This window comes from Rhodococcus sp. DN22 (genome assembly GCF_036669995.1).
Taxonomy (GTDB): Bacteria; Actinomycetota; Actinomycetes; order Mycobacteriales; family Mycobacteriaceae; genus Rhodococcus_F; species Rhodococcus_F erythropolis.
Genome location: NZ_CP133326.1, coordinates 755,173 through 772,094 on the forward strand (window position 1 = coordinate 755,173; position 16,922 = coordinate 772,094).

Annotated in this window: 17 protein-coding genes; 11 read left to right on the forward strand and 6 right to left on the reverse strand. The window is 62.1% G+C overall.

Going from position 1 to position 16,922, the window contains the following annotated elements; all coding sequences use genetic code 11:
• Positions 1-10: 10 nt before the first annotated feature.
• Entirely contained in the window at positions 11-970 is a 960-nt protein-coding gene (locus RA302_RS03435) for an AraC family transcriptional regulator (protein WP_166501758.1), read from the reverse strand.
• Between the two features lie 80 nt (positions 971-1,050).
• On the opposite strand from RA302_RS03435, the gene RA302_RS03440 reads away from it, so the two are divergent.
• From RA302_RS03440 to RA302_RS03480, 9 genes are all read left to right on the forward strand, one after another.
• Positions 1,051-1,884 (forward strand): NAD(P)H-binding protein, encoded by an 834-nt coding sequence (locus tag RA302_RS03440; protein ID WP_166501759.1) that lies wholly within the window; start codon positions 1,051-1,053, stop codon positions 1,882-1,884.
• Positions 1,881-2,384 carry an anthrone oxygenase family protein gene (locus tag RA302_RS03445; protein ID WP_060939442.1) on the forward strand — a complete coding sequence of 168 codons (504 nt, stop codon included), beginning with the start codon at positions 1,881-1,883 and terminating at the stop codon, positions 2,382-2,384. The genes RA302_RS03440 and RA302_RS03445 overlap by 4 nt, the downstream gene beginning before the upstream one ends.
• Positions 2,385-2,395: 11 nt before the next feature.
• The gene (gene lysS, locus RA302_RS03450; RefSeq protein ID WP_003945834.1) at positions 2,396-3,907 is read left to right on the forward strand and encodes a lysine--tRNA ligase; all 1,512 of its coding nucleotides are present in this window, start codon (positions 2,396-2,398) and stop codon (positions 3,905-3,907) included.
• Between the two features lie 341 nt (positions 3,908-4,248).
• Positions 4,249-4,401, forward strand: coding sequence for a hypothetical protein (locus RA302_RS03455; RefSeq protein ID WP_338479402.1), 153 nt, complete (start codon positions 4,249-4,251; stop codon positions 4,399-4,401).
• Positions 4,402-4,665: 264 nt separating this feature from the next.
• Positions 4,666-5,004: an Lsr2 family protein gene (locus RA302_RS03460; RefSeq protein ID WP_003945673.1), complete on the forward strand. Its 339-nt coding sequence runs from the start codon at positions 4,666-4,668 to the stop codon at positions 5,002-5,004.
• Between the two features lie 150 nt (positions 5,005-5,154).
• Positions 5,155-6,051 (forward strand): alpha/beta fold hydrolase, encoded by an 897-nt coding sequence (locus tag RA302_RS03465; RefSeq protein WP_166502898.1) that lies wholly within the window; start codon positions 5,155-5,157, stop codon positions 6,049-6,051.
• Positions 6,052-6,089: 38 nt separating this feature from the next.
• Positions 6,090-6,947 (forward strand): alpha/beta fold hydrolase, encoded by an 858-nt coding sequence (locus RA302_RS03470; protein WP_021342783.1) that lies wholly within the window; start codon positions 6,090-6,092, stop codon positions 6,945-6,947.
• A gap of 297 nt (positions 6,948-7,244) precedes the next feature.
• Positions 7,245-9,788 (forward strand): ATP-dependent Clp protease ATP-binding subunit, encoded by a 2,544-nt coding sequence (locus RA302_RS03475; protein WP_003945604.1) that lies wholly within the window; start codon positions 7,245-7,247, stop codon positions 9,786-9,788.
• Between the two features lie 77 nt (positions 9,789-9,865).
• A complete protein-coding gene (locus RA302_RS03480; RefSeq protein ID WP_019746801.1) occupies positions 9,866-10,345 on the forward strand; it encodes a nucleoside deaminase in 480 nt (159 codons plus the stop codon).
• A 57-nt stretch (positions 10,346-10,402) separates the two neighbouring features.
• Here the strand turns inward: RA302_RS03480 and fadD5 are convergent, their stop codons facing one another.
• From fadD5 to RA302_RS03495, 3 genes are all read right to left on the reverse strand, one after another.
• On the reverse strand, positions 10,403-11,992 hold the full coding sequence (gene fadD5 / locus RA302_RS03485; protein WP_020906085.1) for a fatty-acid--CoA ligase FadD5: 1,590 nt from the start codon (positions 11,990-11,992) through the stop codon (positions 10,403-10,405).
• A 95-nt stretch (positions 11,993-12,087) separates the two neighbouring features.
• Positions 12,088-12,867 carry an enoyl-CoA hydratase gene (locus RA302_RS03490; RefSeq protein WP_097387915.1) on the reverse strand — a complete coding sequence of 260 codons (780 nt, stop codon included), beginning with the start codon at positions 12,865-12,867 and terminating at the stop codon, positions 12,088-12,090.
• Entirely contained in the window at positions 12,864-13,853 is a 990-nt protein-coding gene (locus tag RA302_RS03495) for a nitronate monooxygenase family protein (RefSeq protein ID WP_166501760.1), read from the reverse strand. Before RA302_RS03495 ends, RA302_RS03490 begins: the two co-directional genes overlap by 4 nt.
• A 337-nt stretch (positions 13,854-14,190) precedes the next feature.
• On the opposite strand from RA302_RS03495, the gene RA302_RS03500 reads away from it, so the two are divergent.
• The gene (locus RA302_RS03500; RefSeq protein ID WP_166501761.1) at positions 14,191-15,414 is read left to right on the forward strand and encodes a TetR/AcrR family transcriptional regulator; all 1,224 of its coding nucleotides are present in this window, start codon (positions 14,191-14,193) and stop codon (positions 15,412-15,414) included.
• 98 nt (positions 15,415-15,512) lie between these two features.
• Positions 15,513-15,947: an OsmC family protein gene (locus tag RA302_RS03505; RefSeq protein ID WP_003945839.1), complete on the forward strand. Its 435-nt coding sequence runs from the start codon at positions 15,513-15,515 to the stop codon at positions 15,945-15,947.
• Here the strand turns inward: RA302_RS03505 and RA302_RS03510 are convergent.
• Both RA302_RS03510 and RA302_RS03515 read right to left on the reverse strand, forming a co-directional pair.
• Positions 15,922-16,404, reverse strand: a complete 483-nt coding sequence (locus RA302_RS03510; RefSeq protein WP_021342790.1) for a hypothetical protein — start codon at positions 16,402-16,404, stop codon at positions 15,922-15,924. The genes RA302_RS03505 and RA302_RS03510 overlap by 26 nt on opposite strands.
• The gene (locus RA302_RS03515) at positions 16,401-16,916 is read right to left on the reverse strand and encodes a DUF4352 domain-containing protein (protein WP_019746807.1); all 516 of its coding nucleotides are present in this window, start codon (positions 16,914-16,916) and stop codon (positions 16,401-16,403) included. The genes RA302_RS03510 and RA302_RS03515 overlap by 4 nt, the downstream gene beginning before the upstream one ends.
• Positions 16,917-16,922: the final 6 nt, after the last annotated feature.

The following is a 16,922-nucleotide window of genomic DNA, read 5'->3' on the forward strand; positions in this document are numbered from 1 at the left end:
TGCGCCTTTATTAACCGCGGGCGGTTAATAAAGGCGCACAGCGGGTCTGGCGGTAAATCTTCGGGCTCATTCCGTGATGGCGGGTGAAGGCCGTCGTGAGCGCAAAGGGGCTCGAGTAGCCCACTTCTCGCGCGATCGAGGACACCGTTCGTGCCGGGTCTGCGAGTAGATCCGCCGCCACCGACAAGCGCCACTCGGTCAGATAGCCGACGGGTCCGAGCCCCATGAGACCGGTGAACCGGCGTGCGAAGGCCGCTCGTGAACTGCCGGACTCCTGGGCCAGGCTCGCGACCGTCCAGGGGTGTTCCGGCCGATTGTGTATGAGCCGCAAGGCATGCCCGATGACGGGATCCTCGTAGGCCTTGATCCATCGCGGTGATCGATTCTGGTTCTCGGCGAACCACGTACGGACCGCCGAGATCAGGACCAGGTCCAGGAGCCTGTCCAGCAACACTTCCTGCCCTGGCCCGTCGGCGGCGATCTGTTGTTCCAGAAGGTTTGTCATCGGCGCGGTTTCGATGCTGCGTCGCACTACCGCGACGGGTGTCAGGCTGTCGAGGATCTGACGGCTGACATAGGAGTCCAAACGGTATGTGCCCGTGAGCATGACGGTCTGGCCGCTGGTCGAGTTGCCCCAGGTGCGAACGCCGAGAACTGACATGTCCTCGAGTGGTGATCCGTCGACCGCGGCGCAGTTTTGTGCCTCGTCGATGAGTACGTGGACCGGGGTGTCCGGGTGATCGGCGACCGTATAGGGATCGGGGCCGCGCAGGAGCGCAATGTCGCCGGCCTCGAGATCTTCGGTCTGTCCGGTGTCGGAGACGACAACTGCGGTGCCGCGAACCAGAACCAGCACGGTGATCGGTGCGTGGTCCTCGATACGTAATGACCACGGTGGATCGAGCAGCGAGCGCAGCAGAAAAGCGCCCTCCGCCCGCGATCCGGCCAGCATCATCGACAATGCATCCATGCTTCGACGGTAGACGCTGACGTATGTTTTTGCGACCTTCGGCTATGGATCGTATTGACGCTCCGCGGTCGAATGAGTACATGACGACAACAAGCGACATTCAATCGGCAGTAGTGATCGGTGGTACCGGCAAGACCGGTGCGCGCGTTGCGCAGAGGCTGACGGCGGTGGGAATCCGTACCAGAATCGCGTCGAGAACATCCGGGACGCGTTTCGACTGGAACGATCAGACGACGTGGCAGCCTGCAGTGTCCGGCGTCGACGTGGCATATGTGACGTATGCGCCGGACCTCGCAGTGCCGGAATCGAGCACCCACATCGAGGAACTCGCTGAGCTTGCGTACCGCGAAGGGGTTCGTCGCATGGTGCTCCTGTCCGGGCGCGGTGAACCGGCGGCGCAGAAAGCCGAGCAGGTTCTGGCCGACACCGGTCTGAAATGGGCTGTGGTGCGAGCCAGTTGGTTTGCCCAGAACTTCAGTGAGGGGTATCTACTCGATCCGATTCGGGAAGGCCACCTGGAACTTCCGGTAGGAGAGGTGGGGGAGCCGTTCATCGACGTCGACGATCTAGCTGACGTGGCGGTGGCCGCATTGACTCGAACCGACCTCCTCGGCCGAGTTCTCGAGGTGACGGGTCCGGAGTTGCTCACCTTCGCGGAGGCCGTTGAGGCGATTTCGGCGGCGTCGGGGCGTGCGGTGTCATTCGAAAGAATTGGACTGCAACAGTTTTCCGACGGCATGGCAGAAGTTGGCGTCCCGAGTGATGTCGTGGAGTTGCTCACTTACTTGTTTGCCGAGGTTCTCGACGGACGAAATCAAAGTGTGACCGGCGTCGTCGAAGAGGTCCTGGAACGACCCGCTCGAGATTTCACCACTTTTGCCGCCGAGGCTGCTCGAACGGGGGTCTGGTCGTGAAGAAATCCGAGATCTTCTTGGAGTTGCTCGTCGGCGTGACTGCGCTCGGCGCGCTCGTTGCCGGTGGCGCGTTGTTCGCGTTCTCGTCCTTCGTAATGCCCGCTCTGCGGTCGGTCGATGCACACGCCGCGATCACGTCGATGCAGGCGATCAACGTCGAAGCACCGCGGAGCGCCTTGATGCTGCCACTCGTCGGATCGGCGCTCACCGCGATCGCCGCCGGAATCTGGGCAGCGATCTCCAGACCGGACGGCTGGGTCCTTGCCGTTGTCGGTTGTGTCGGGGTGCTCGCGTCCTTCGCGGTGACAGCGATCTACCACGTCCCCCGCAACGACGCTTTTGCCTCGGTCAGCGCTACCGATGCAGCCGCATGGGCGTCGTACGAGGTGGGTTGGACGGTGTGGAATCACGTCAGGGTTGCGCTGTACTTCCTGTCGGGAATCGTGCTCGCGGTCGCCGCGGTGCTACCAGCAACAAACGCGGTGGACACGGCCCAGTAGTCTTGTACCCCGTGAGTGATGTAGAAGCCCAGCCAGTCGACGACACCCCCGAGCAGCTCCGTATCCGGCGCGAGAAGCGTGAACGGATCCTCGCGCAGGGGCAGGAGGCGTACCCGGTTTCGGTCGATCGCACCCACACGCTCGCGCAGATCCGCGCGGAGTACCCGGAACTCGAGCCGGACACGGCGACTGGCGTGCTGGTCGGCGTCGTCGGCCGCGTCATCTTCATGCGCAACACCGGCAAGTTGTGCTTCGCGACTTTGCAGGAGGGCGACGGTACCCAGCTGCAGGCCATGATCAGCCTCGCCGGCGTCGGCGAAGAGGCACTGGCTGCCTGGAAGTCCGACGTCGACCTCGGCGACTTCGTCTTCATCCACGGTGAGGTCATCAGCTCCCGTCGGGGTGAGCTCAGCGTGATGGCCGACGCGTGGCAGATCGCATCCAAGTCGCTGCGCCCCCTGCCGGTCGCTCACAAGGAGATGAGCGAAGAGTCCCGGGTGCGTCAGCGCTACGCGGATCTGATCGTTCGCCCCGAGGCTCGCGACAACGCCCGCAAGCGCGTCGCTGTTGTCCGTGCGCTGCGCAATGCGCTCGAGAGCCGCGGCTTCCTCGAGGTCGAGACGCCGATGCTGCAGACGCTGCACGGCGGCGCGGCAGCTCGCCCGTTCGTCACACACTCCAACGCCCTCGACATCGACCTGTACCTGCGTATCGCGCCGGAACTGTTCCTCAAGCGTTGCGTCGTCGGCGGTATCGAGAAGGTCTTCGAGATCAACCGCAACTTCCGCAACGAGGGCGTCGACTCCACTCACTCGCCCGAGTTCGCGATGCTCGAGACGTACGAGGCCTACGGCACGTACGACGATTCCGCGAAGATGATTCGTGAGCTCGTCCAGGAAGTTGCGCAGGAAGCATTCGGCACGCAGGTCCTCACCCTCGCCGACGGTTCCGAGTACGACGTCAGTGGCGAGTGGCAGGTTCTCGAGATGTACCCGTCGCTGTCGGCTGCCATCGGCACCGAGGTCACGCCGGATACGACGGTCGACGAGCTTCTCGCTCTGGCGGAGAAGGTAGGCCTCGAGGTTCCCAAGGACAAGGGCTACGGCCACGGCAAGCTCGTCGAGGAGTTGTGGGAGCACCAGTGCGGCGATCAGCTGTACGTGCCGACGTTCGTCCGTGACTTCCCGGTCGAGACGTCGCCCCTGACTCGTGATCACCGCAGCAAGAAGGGTGTCACCGAGAAGTGGGACCTGTACATCCGCGGATTCGAGTTGGCGACCGGCTACTCCGAACTTGTCGACCCGGTCATCCAGCGTGAGCGCTTTGTCGACCAGGCGCGCCTCGCGTCGGCAGGCGACGACGAAGCGATGGTGCTGGACGAGGAGTTCCTCGCCGCGATGGAACAGGGCATGCCGCCGACCACCGGCACCGGCATGGGAATCGATCGACTGCTGATGGCTTTGACGGGTCTCGGTATTCGCGAGACGATTCTCTTCCCGATCGTTCGTCCGTCCGCTCGCTAGCTTTACTTCGATCAAGGTTCGGCCGCACATGTTGCGGCCGAACCTTTTTCAGTTGGGGCGCTCCCAAGGTATTCGATACGGTTCACAGTCGGCGTCGTCGTCGGCTATCGGCGGTGCCGAAAACCAGATGAATCTGGGTGAGTTCTTCAGCTCGATCAGCTCAGCGGGGAGCGCTCGTAGTTGGGATTCGATTTATTCCCAACGACATTCGCCTGCGGCAAAGGATTCATCCATGCGTGGTCGCCTGAGTTTCGGACTTTCGAATTGTTGCGATGATTTGGTCGATCGTGCCCTGGTTGAGTGCGTCAGGTAGTCCCTGATCCGACTGGACAAGGAAGACCATGACCTCGGCTGTGGAGTATCAGGATGTGGTGACGACATCGAATTGTGCTGAGGGCGGATCGCATTCGTTGTCCGCCGGGATATTTGTGACGGTTGCGGTGTACCGGATCGCAGGGCGTCCGGAGATGGTGAAATTCGTGGGTCCGCTGTAAGCGATGCTGGCGAGAGTGCCGTTCTTGGAGGCGAAGATTGCGCTCGGTAGAGGTCTTTTCTCGAGCCGTCGTCTGTCATGATTCCCCCGTCTGGATGCATCCCCCGATGCGCCGCAAGGAGTGTATCGGCACTGTCTTTGTCGCAAGACAAGTCGACTGGCATACCCGGCGGAGATCAGTCCCAATCATCCGGACGAGCCAAGACAGGACGTTTGTCCAGGTGCTATTGTCGCTGCTTATCGAAGGATCTGGGGAGGAATGGTCGTGGTGAAAAAGGTTGTTGTCACGATGGTTGACGATCTGGACAAAAAATCGCCCGCGGACGAAACTGTGGAGTTTTCCGTCGACGGAGTTGCTTACGAAATCGATCTCACCGCCGCCCACGCCGCGGAACTGCGCGATGCACTGAAAAAGTGGATTCCTCATGCGAGAAAGTCGAATTCCGCCAAATCAGTCAACGGAGCGGTGACCAAATCCCGTCCCGTTGCCGACCGCGATCAGAGTGCCGCCATCCGCGAATGGGCCAAGGGTGCGGGCTTCGAGATTTCGGCCCGCGGTCGTATTTCCACCGAGGTGCGCCGTGCCTACGAAAAGGCCGTCTGAAATGGATCGCGAATGGATTCGGGCGCATTTTGCCGAAACGGATTGATAACGCGTTCTAGTTTGTTAGCGTCTGCACGGTTCGCATCTCTCGTAGAGGAGTCGGTCGTGCACAGAATCAGGTTGTTCGGGGGCGTGGTTCTTGCCGCTCTGATGCTTGTCGGGTTCACCTCCGTGGCTTCGGCTCAGGCCCCGATGCCCGTGCCCAATGCCTTCCTTGCCGGTGTTCCTCAGGAGTTGGGAAATCCTGGCGGTTCAGCTCCTGGATCCAATGACTTTTCGTGTAAACCGACTGCCGAACATCCCAATCCGGTTGTGCTCGTTCACGGAACGGGTGGAAACAGGCAGACCAACTGGGCCACCTATGCGCCGTTGCTCGCCAACGAGGGCTACTGCGTCTTCGCGCTGACGTACGGCAACTTCCCCGAGCAGCCGTGGCCGTTGTCGGCCATCGGTGGAATGCAGGAAATTCCTTCCAGCGCAGCACAATTGTCGAATTTCGTCGATCAAGTTCTGGGCGCTACGGGCGCAACGTCGGTGGATCTCGTCGGGCATTCGCAAGGCACGATCATCAACGGGTACTACGCGAAGTTCCTCGGCGGTGCCGACAAAGTGGACAACATCGTCTCGGTGGCATCGCTGTGGAAGGGAACCCTCGGAAACGAGCAGGCAAGTATCGGCCGCAGCCTTCGCGAACTCGGGGTATCCGAGGCGGCACAGGCAGGATTCCCGATCTGCAAGGCGTGTCTGAACATGGGAGCCGGTTCGGAGTTCATCGAAAATCTCCGTGCGGGAGGCGTTTACGCGCCGGGCGTTCACTACACGAACATCACGACGCGCTACGACGAACTTGTGCTGCCGTATACAAATGGGCTGGAGCCCGGGCCGAACGCAACCAACATCGTCGTCCAGGACGGTTGTGAGCAAGACATCTCCGATCATCTCGCCATCGCGGCATCGCTGCGCGCGGCGACTTTTGCTCTCAATGCACTCGATCCCGCGCATCAGCGGCCGGTACCGTGCAACTCGGTATTGCCCGTCGTGGGTTGATCAATATGTGGAGGCCTTCGGTGGGGATTCGAACATGCGTGGGTGCGCTCGCTCTGGCGGGGGCCGTGGCCGCGACCGCCGCACCTCTTGCGTCTGCGAACGAACCTCTTCCCGTTCCGTCCGGTTTCTTCAGTGGAATCGCCCTGGAAGCGACCAACCCGGGCGGATCGGCCCCTGGCACCAACGACTTCTCGTGCACGCCTTCCGCTGCTCATCCTGATCCAGTCGTCCTGGTGCACGGGACGGCGGCCAACCGTCAGACCAATTGGGGCGTACTCGCACCCGTACTGGCCAACGAGGGATACTGCGTTTTCGCGCTCACCTTCGGGAATCGAACGGACCAGCCGTGGCCGATTTCCGCAGCCGGCGGTCTCGCACCACTCGGGGACAGCGCAGGGCAGCTGTCGGACTTCGTCGATGACGTTCTCTCTGCGACGGGTGCCTCGAAGGTCGACCTGATCGGACACTCTCAGGGGACGACGGTCAGTGCGTACTACGCCAAGTTTCTCGGCGGCGACGCGAAGGTTTCCAAGATCGTCTCCATCGCTCCGTTGTGGGACGGCTCGGAGGTCGGGCCGCCGGAAGGCGTCGGGGGACCGGATTTCGACAACGCCACCTTCGTGACCGAACTGCGCGACGCGGGCGTCTACTCCGATGACGTCGAGTACACCAACATCGTGACTCGGTTCGATCAGGTAGTCGTTCCGTACAGCAGCGGAATACTGGCCGCGTCGAACGCGTCGAACATAGTTGTTCAGGACGGTTGCGAGCAGGACCTGTCGGATCACATCGCGTTGGTGGCGTCGCAGCGAACGGCGACTCTGACGCTCAACGCGCTTGATCCGTCGAATCCGCGTGAGGTGCCGTGCACTCGGGTACTCCCGATATTCGGCTGATCAGGCGTCGAAAATCGCTGTTCGCTTCAGGCGTACAGGAACCGGGAAACGATTCCCTCAGCTGCGACGTTGTGAACGGTAAGCAGTCCGGCTTCCGCCGCCAATCGGGTGGAGGAGCAGCAGGTGGACTTCGCGCCCTCTAGAGTAATAAGTGGGGTCGTGCAACCTTTGTCGATTCGTGGACGTCAGTCCGCTGACCGGCGAGGCGATCAGTCTGTAGTGCCGGAGCGAAACGCGGCGACCAGGGACGAGACATCCGGTCTCGAACCTGCCCGCCGGAGAGTGTGAGGGAGAGCGATGTTCGAGAGGTTCACCGATCGCGCGCGGCGCGTTGTTGTCCTGGCTCAAGAAGAAGCCAGGATGCTCAACCACAACTACATCGGCACGGAGCACATCCTTCTCGGCCTCATTCACGAGGGCGAAGGTGTTGCAGCCAAGTCGTTGGAGTCGTTGGGTATCTCCCTCGAGGGAGTCCGCAGCCAGGTCGAGGAGATCATCGGCCAGGGCCAGCAGGCTCCGTCCGGTCACATCCCCTTCACACCGCGCGCCAAGAAAGTCCTCGAGCTGAGTCTGCGCGAAGCGCTGCAGCTCGGACACAACTACATCGGTACGGAGCACATTCTGCTCGGTCTCATCCGTGAGGGTGAGGGCGTAGCAGCCCAGGTTCTGGTCAAGCTCGGTGCCGATCTCAACCGTGTCCGCCAGCAGGTCATCCAGCTGCTGTCGGGCTACCAGGGCAAGGAGCCAACCGAAACCGGTGGCACCCGCGGAGAGGCCGGCACGCCGTCCACCTCGCTCGTGCTCGACCAGTTCGGTCGCAATCTGACGCAAGCTGCCCTCGAAGGCAAGCTGGACCCGGTCATCGGCCGCTCGAAGGAAATCGAGCGCGTCATGCAGGTTCTCTCGCGTCGTACCAAGAACAACCCGGTTCTCATCGGTGAACCCGGTGTCGGTAAGACCGCTGTGGTCGAGGGCCTGGCTCAGGCAATCGTCAACGGTGAGGTCCCCGAGACCCTCAAGGACAAGCAGCTGTACACGCTCGACCTCGGGTCGCTCGTGGCCGGCAGCCGTTACCGCGGTGACTTCGAAGAGCGCCTGAAGAAGGTTCTCAAGGAGATCAACACCCGCGGAGACATCATCCTGTTCATCGACGAGCTGCACACCCTCGTTGGTGCGGGCGCGGCCGAGGGCGCTATCGACGCGGCCTCCATCCTCAAGCCCAAGCTTGCCCGCGGTGAGCTGCAGACCATCGGTGCTACCACTCTCGACGAGTACCGCAAGTACATCGAGAAGGATGCCGCTCTCGAGCGTCGTTTCCAGCCCGTCCAGGTGGGCGAGCCGACCGTCGAGCACACCATCGAGATCCTCAAGGGTCTTCGTGACCGCTACGAGGCTCACCACCGTGTCTCCATCACGGACGGTGCTCTCGTGGCAGCGGCGACGCTGGCCGACCGCTACATCAACGACCGCTTCTTGCCGGACAAGGCGATCGACCTCATCGACGAGGCGGGCGCGCGAATGCGCATCCGTCGGATGACTGCACCGCCGGACCTGCGCGAATTCGACGATCGCATCGCCGACGCGCGTCGCGAGAAGGAGTCCGCGATCGACGCGCAGGACTTCGAGAAGGCTGCGAACCTGCGTGACAAGGAGAAGACCCTCGTTGCTCAGCGCGCTGAGCGTGAGAAGCAGTGGCGTGCGGGCGACCTGGACGTCATCGCCGAGGTCGACGACGAGCAGATCGCCGAGGTTCTGGGCAACTGGACCGGTATCCCCGTCTTCAAGCTCACCGAGGAGGAGACCACTCGTCTGCTCCGCATGGAAGAGGAACTGCACAAGCGGATCATCGGCCAGGAAGAGGCAGTCAAGTCCGTCTCGAAGGCGATCCGTCGTACGCGTGCAGGTCTGAAGGATCCCAAGCGTCCCTCGGGCTCGTTCATCTTCGCCGGCCCGTCCGGTGTCGGTAAGACGGAGCTCGCGAAGTCGCTCGCCAACTTCCTGTTCGGCGACGACGACGCTCTGATCCAGATCGACATGGGCGAGTTCCACGACCGCTTCACCGCTTCGCGTCTGTTCGGTGCCCCTCCCGGGTACGTCGGATACGAAGAGGGTGGCCAGCTCACCGAGAAGGTGCGCCGCAAGCCGTTCAGCGTTGTGCTGTTCGACGAGATCGAGAAGGCACACCAGGAGATCTACAACACCCTCCTGCAGGTGCTCGAGGACGGCCGTCTCACCGACGGTCAGGGACGTACCGTCGACTTCAAGAACACGGTGCTGATCTTCACGTCCAACCTCGGTACGTCGGACATCTCAAAGGCAGTCGGCCTGGGCTTCAGCTCGGGAACGGGCACGGAGTCGAACTACGAGCGCATGAAGCTCAAGGTTCACGACGAGCTGAAGAAGCACTTCCGTCCCGAGTTCTTGAACCGTATCGACGACATCGTCGTCTTCCATCAGCTCACGAACGAGCAGATCGTTCAGATGGTCGACCTGATGCTCGCTCGCGTCGAGGCGGCACTCAAGAACAAGGACATGGCCATGGAGGTCACCGACAAGGCCAAGTCGCTTCTGGCCAAGCGCGGATTCGATCCGGTACTGGGTGCACGACCGCTGCGTCGCACCATCCAGCGCGAGATCGAGGACCAGATGTCCGAGAAGATCCTCTTCGGAGAGATCGGACCCGGCCACATCGTGCTCGTCGACGTCGAGAACTGGGACGGCGAAGGCTCGGGCGAGGACGCGAAGTTCACGTTCACGCCTACCAAGAAGCCGATCGACGTGCCGGACGCACCGCCGATCGAGCTGACCAAGGCCGGCGAAAGCGAAAGCGCAGCAGAGTAGTACAGCAGGGTAATTAACGAACGGGCGGCACCTCACCGGTGCCGCCCGTTTCGTGTATCACGGGAGAGGGCGTACACATGAACGACATCGAACTGGGTCACCTGCGTCGTTGCGTCGAATTGGCAACGGAAGCATTGGATGCCGGCGACGAACCTTTCGGTTCCGTCCTGGCAGCGGCCGACGGAACATTTCTGGCGGAAGATCGAAACAGGATCGCGGGCGGCGACAACACTCGCCACCCCGAGTTCGAGCTGGCTCGGTGGGCGGCTCAGTATCTGACGCCGGAAGAGCGTTCGACGGCAACGGTATTCACCTCGGGAGAGCACTGCGCGATGTGTTCGGCTGCGCACGCATGGGTGGGCCTCGGACGTATCGTCTACATCTGCTCTTCGGCTCAACTCGGCGACTGGCTCGCGGAGTGGGGTGCGGCCCCGGCGCCGGTGAAGTCTCTGTCCGTCAACGAGGTTGCGCCGAACGTCCCGGTCGAAGGTCCGGTGCCGGAGTTGGTTCCGTTGGTGCGAGAACTGCATCGGAAGTTGCATTCGCAGAGTGCTTGAAAGGCACAGGTTAACGGGCGGCACCTCGGTGGAGGTGCCGCCCGTTTGCGTGTGGAGTCAGGAAACTGCGTCGACCGCTCGAACCTTCTCTCGCAGTTCGCCCTTGACGACCTTGCCGCTTGCATTGCGCGGCAGCGCTTCCACGACGACGATGTCCTTCGGGTGCTTGTAGCGCGCGAGACGATCATTGAGGAAGCTGCTCAGTTCCTCGATGGTCAGGTCCACGGCTGAACCTGGCGCCATCGCGACGATCGCTACCGGCACCTCACCCCACTTGGCGTCGGGGCGACCGACGACGGCCGCTTCGACGATCAATTCGTGTTCGTAGAGAACGTTTTCCACTTCGGCGCAGTAGATGTTCTCTCCGCCGGAGATGATCATGTCCTTCTTGCGATCGACGACGTAGACAAAGCCTTCGTCGTCGACTCGAACGAGATCGCCGGAGTGGAACCATCCACCGTGGAAGGCGTCAGCGGTGGCGGTGGGGTTGTTCCAGTACTCGCTCATCATCGTGGGCCCGCGGTAGACGATTTCACCGATTTCACCGGGCGCCACGTCGTCCATGTTCTCGTCGACGACCCTGGCCGAAATGGTCGGGATGACCCGACCGACAGATCCGAGCTTGCGAATCGCATCCTCACCGTCGAGAACGCAAGTGATGGGCGACATCTCGGTCTGACCGAAGACTGCGACATTGAATGCGTCCGGGAAGGTTTCGGCCATTGCCCGCAGGATGGTATCGGACGATGGTGCGGCGCCCCACGAGATGTTCTTCAGCGACAGTGCTCGAGGTTGCGCCTTCTGCACTGCGCACACGGCCTGCCATTGCACGGGCACGAGGAACAAGCTGGTGACCTTCTCGGCTTCGAGAATGTCGAGTAGTTGACCAGGGTCGAATGCGCCGACCGGATGGATCACCGTGGTCGTGCCGAGTTGCAGGCTCGGCGCGATGGAACCGAGGGCAGCGATGTGGAACATGGGCGACGCGCAGAAGCCGATGGAATCGGCATTGAACAGGTGGAAGGCCCTGATACAGGTCAATGCTTGCGAAGACAGGTTGGAGTGGGAGAGCACCGAACCCTTGGGGCGACCGGTGGTTCCCGAGGTGTACATGATGAGTGCAGGAGTGTCGTCCGGGATGTCGACGAACGCGTGCGGCTCGCCCGCCTCGCTGATCAGGTCCTCGTAGTTCAGGCTGTCACCCTCGGCGGGGGCGCCTACGGTGATGGAGATGTCGATACCCTCTGACACGGCACGCGCCGCTCCGGCCAGTGGAGCCAATGGTCCTTCGGCGACAATGACTTTGGAGCCGGAGTCGTTGACCAGGTAAGCGACCTCGGGTGGCGTGAGACGGAAGTTCACCGGAACAGCTATCGCGCCCAGTGCGTTGGTCGCGAGCACGATCTCGAGGTATTCGGGGCGATTGAGCATCAGGATGAGCACGCGGTCGCCGAAGCTGACGCCGCGTCGGGCTAGAGCGTCTGCCAGCTTCTCGACGCGCGCGTCGAGGGTGCTCCAGGTGATGGAATCGCCCAAAAATCGCAGCGCGGTGCGATCGGGAATCATCTGCGCATGCCTGGCGATCTGATTGTTCCAGTTGGTGCGGCGTGAACGCTGCGCCTCGGAGACTGCATCGGTGGAGGCCATCGATGGGTTCCTCTCATGCGTGGGTGATTGTGTGACTCAGGCTACAGTGAGCCGTCGATTCTCACAGTGGTTTTGTTAACGAAAATTCGCAACGACTACTTGAAGTGCGGTGCGCGCTTCTGCAGCATCGCCATCGCGCCTTCTTTGAAGTCGTCGCCGGTGAGAAGTTCTGCCTGACCGGTATTTTCGATCTCCAACGCGGCATCGAGGCGGTCCAGCGTCGCCGCATTGAGTGCGCGCTTGGTGAGTTCGAGTGCGCGTCGGGGAGCCTTCGACGTGCGATCGACGACCGAGTCGACGAGTGCGTCGAACGCGTCGTCTGCGACGGTGCGGGACACGAGCCCGAAACGCTCTGCGTCCTCGGCGGAAACCCGCTCGCCCAGCAACGCCATCTCGGCCGCTCTGGCACGTCCGATCGCTGCCGGCACCAGCGCACTGGCGCCGCCGTCGGGCATCAGGCCGATGTTGACGAACGAGAGGAGGAAATAGGCGCTCGATGCTGCGTACGTCAGGTCCGCGGCCAGGGCGATGGACACTCCGACGCCGGCTGCCGGGCCGTTGACCGCGGCGATCACCGGGACCGGGGCGCTGGTGATGGCGCGAATCAGAGAAGTCGCGGCATCCATGACAACTTTCGGGTCTGCGGGGTTGAGGGCCGCTGCCGCAAGATCGGCTCCGGTGCAGAACGCTCGACCGGATCCGGTGATCACGATGGTACGAACTCTCGGGTCTGCGCCTCCCTCTCTCACGGCGGCTGCGAAAGCAGTCATCGTGGGTAGATCGATCGCGTTCATCCGCTTCGGGCGGTCGAAGGTCAATCGCAGTACACCGTCGGTGATTTCGGAGCGGAAGCCCGTCTCGGCGGTGGCGGTCATGCCGCGCTCACAGCGGTGACGAATCCGGAAAGCCGTGAGGTGATGAGGTGTTCGGCCTCCGCGACCATGCGGTCGATCATGTCGGCGACGGTCGGGATGTCGTTGATCAACCCTTGGCTTTGCCCGGCGGACCAGATGCCTGCATCGAGATCGCCGTCTTCGAAGACCTTGCGCCCGCGTGCCCCGGCGACCAGATGCTGGATGTCGCTGAACTGCGCGTCGCCGCGCGCCTCGATGTCGACGACTTCGGCGCGGATCGCATTCGCTGCTACGCGTGCGGTGTTGTGCAGGGTTCGGAAAATCAGCTTGGTGTCACGCTCGGTGTTGGCGACTATCTGTTCTTTAACTGATTGCGCTACAGGAGATTCCACGGTGCACATGAATCGAGTTCCCATGTTGACGCCGTCTGCTCCGAGCGCAAGCGCCGCGACGAGACCGCGGGAATCTGCGATTCCGCCCGACGCGATCACCGGAATCGTGAGTTGCTGCGTGGCCGCCGGAATCAGAATCAGCCCTGGTATGTCGTCTTCACCTGGGTGTCCGGCGCATTCGAAGCCGTCGATGCTGACGGCGTCGACGCCCAGTCTCTCGGCTTTGACCGCGTGACGAACTGCAGTGCACTTGTGGATCACCTTCACACCCGCGTCCTTGAAATGCGGAAGATGATCGATCGGATTGGAACCGGCCGTCTCGACGATCTTGATCCCGGATTCGATGATCGCCTGGCGATATTCGGCGTACGGCGGCGGCGTGATCGACGGCAGAATCGTGAGATTGACGCCGAAAGGCTTGTCGGTGAGATCGCGGGTCCGAGCAATTTCCTTGACGAGATCTTCCGGAGTGGGTTGGGTAAGGCCGGTCAGGAACCCCAGGGCGCCGGAATTTGCCGTGGCCGCAACAAGTTCTGCGCGTCCTACCCACATCATGCCGCCCTGCACGATCGGATGGTCTACGCCGAACATCTCGGTGAAGCGAGTGCGAATCATCTGATCACAACTACTTTCTTACGATCGGTCAATCGGCATCGAACCCTATTGCAGGCGAAGAAAAATCCTGCGCTGCATGGAACGAGCCCGCCAGCGGACTGCGTGCAAGTTTGTGCGAATCATCACTAACATAACACCGGTGTGAGAGCGGGTGTCAAGACTCTTTCTCCGGAATCCGTCCGCAGTGACAGCCGCGTTGTAGGGTTTCGGGTGAAGCCGTACCGGGCGCGAATTGCGACCTTCGCGACGGTTAACATGGTCCGTTCGGACTCGCGCCCGTAGAAGTGCGGTGCAGCGGACGAAGGCAGTGGAAGAAAGCAACGGAAGTGGAGGTCAGGTGCCCGGACAGACACGCGTTTCCGTGAGCGGCAGTGGCTCTGCACCACGAACGCGTCCGAAGAATCGGAAGGCGCAAATCGCGGCCGCTGCTGCGGAGGCATTCAGTGAACGTGGCTACCACGCGGTCGGCATCGACGAGATCGCCGCGAAGGTCGGAATCTCCGGGCCGGCCCTTTACCGCCATTTCCCCACGAAGTACGCGCTGTTCGTCTACACGGTGAACAACCTGACCCAGGCGTTGCTGGATGCCAGCGATCCCGCGGTACACGGAAACGACGATCCACGCGAGCAGTTGAACTCCACCATGGTGGGGGTCATCCGCGCGACGATCGAGAATCGGCGTAGGGGAGGGCTCTACCGTTGGGAGGGCCGGTACCTGGTCGACGAGGATCGTGAGCAATTGCGGGCGGGAATGCGCACGCTCAATCTTCGGATTGTCGGGCCGTTGGCCGCAGTGCGCCCGGAACTGGACCCGGCCGATGTCGAGCTGATCGCACCGGCTGTGCTCAGCGTGATCGCCAGTATCACCGGTCATCGATCGGCGTTGTCCGCCAAGCAGATCGAATCGTTGATTCTCGCAGCTTGTTGGTCGGTCATCGGCGTCGAGTTGCCCGTTGGTGCGAAGGACAGCGGGAAGAAAGCGGCGCCCGAACGCAAACCCGGTCTTGCGCGGACATCGAAACGTGAAGTGCTGCTTCAGGAAGCCGTATTGCTGTTCGATCAGCGCGGCTATCACGACGTGAGTATCGAGGAGATCGGCGCCGCAGCGGGTATCAACGCGTCGAGCGTGTACCGGCACTTCGCGAGCAAAGCCGATCTACTCGCCGCGGCTTTCTATCGGGCGTCCGATCGCCTGACGATGACGTTGGGTTCGGCGTTGGCGGAGTCGGAGACACCACTCGCGGCCGTAGAGACATTGGCCAAGATGTACGTCGAGGTGTCGTTCGGCAGAAGCGAACTGTTGGCAGTCTATTTCGCCGAGATCGGCAGCTTGCCGGACCGGTCGCGGACCGAGTTGCGGAACATTCAGCGGCTCAACGTGGAGGAGTGGGCGCACTTGTGCGTCGAGGCGCGGCCGGAGTTGACGATCGTCCAAGCGCGGTTCCTCGTCCACGCGGCGCTCGGTCTGGTCTTCGACATCGGCAGGATCGTGCACTTTTCCTCGGAGAACTCCGTGCAAGCACGCGTCGAGAAATTGTTGACCGCGACTCTCCTGGGGTAGAGCAGTCCGAAACAGTAGGTGTGACTTCACGTATCGCGGGTAGGTTCGTGATCGCAAGGCGTTCACCGAATCATGTGAAGACGGAAGTAGGGACAGCAATGCCAACTCGTACCGCACGCACCGCCTGGAACGGCACCCTCGAAGCCGGGTCGGGACAGGTCGAACTCACCAGCTCGGGTGTCGCGACCTTCGATGTGTCGTTCCCCAAGCGCGCAGCTGAGGAAGCCGGCGGAACCACCAGCCCCGAAGAACTGATCGCCGCGGCACATTCGTCCTGCTACGCGATGCAGTTGTCGGCACTGATCGCCGAGGCCGGCGGAACCCCGCAGAGCCTCGACATCACCGCAGACGTGTCGCTGGGCCCCGACACGGTCGGCTTCAAGCTCACCGGAATCAAGCTCACCGTTCGCGCCGAGGTCGACGGCCTCGACGCCGACGGTTTTGCCAAGGTTGCCCAGGCGGCCAAGGAAACGTGCCCGATCAGCAAGGCACTGACCGGCGTCGACATCACGTTGGATGCGGCACTGGACTGATCACCTCGTGCTCGGGCGCCCCCTCCGGCGCCCGAGTGCGGTTGTGTGTGACGACCAGGTAGCTTGCGAACAATATCGGGAGCACCCACAGATCCGAGGGATCACGAAAGACCACGATCGGCAAGAGCTCGCCGCGGAATCCTCCTGCGGTCCAGCGGAAAAACCCGATCACCCACTCGTACGCGTCGCCGATCGGCGAGACCGTCTTCACCGCGGCGAAGCCGATGCCCGTGACCGCGATGGACCAGGCGATTGCTGCTCGCCCCGCCAGCTTTCGTCTGAGTACCTCGAGAACCGAGAGCAGAAGCAAGGGAAACAGGAACACGCCGGCGACGTCGGACAGCTTGCCCGTCATCGTGTTCCCGAATGCCCCTTTGAGTACGTGGTCGTTGACCAAGATGACGGACACCGAGACCAGCGCCCACGGACTCAGCAGCAGATCGCCCGGGCGGTTCACGACAGGTTGATGGTTGCCGAGCCGGACGAGAACAGGTCGCACTTGAACTGAAGGCGAAGACCGGTGGCGGCTTCGGGGACCTCGTACGCCAATTCGCCTCGCTTGGCTGCACCCGGCGCAAGCTCTCCGTCGACACTCGACGTGCTGCTGTCGGTGAACGTGATGTTGTACGACTTGTTGGTCGAGTCCTGCAGTTCGAAGCACATCATCGATGACACGGTCGACGGCTTGTCGCTGTTGTTGGTGACCTCGGTGTCGACCACGACGTAGCGGTTTCCGGGATCCGCGGTGATGAACTGATTGGTCGAGACATAGGGATCGACAACGCCGTGTACCTGGACGCGCCAGTCGCCCAGTTCGACGACGTCACCGATGCCGAAGGCAGCCGCGGGTGCGGCGGAAGAACCGTTGTCGTCGACCTTCTTCGCTTCGTCGGTCTCGCCCGAGGCGATGGTTGCGAACAGGGCTGCGCCGACGGCGAGGAGGGCGAGGGGAGTACGGAGTGATCGCATGATGTG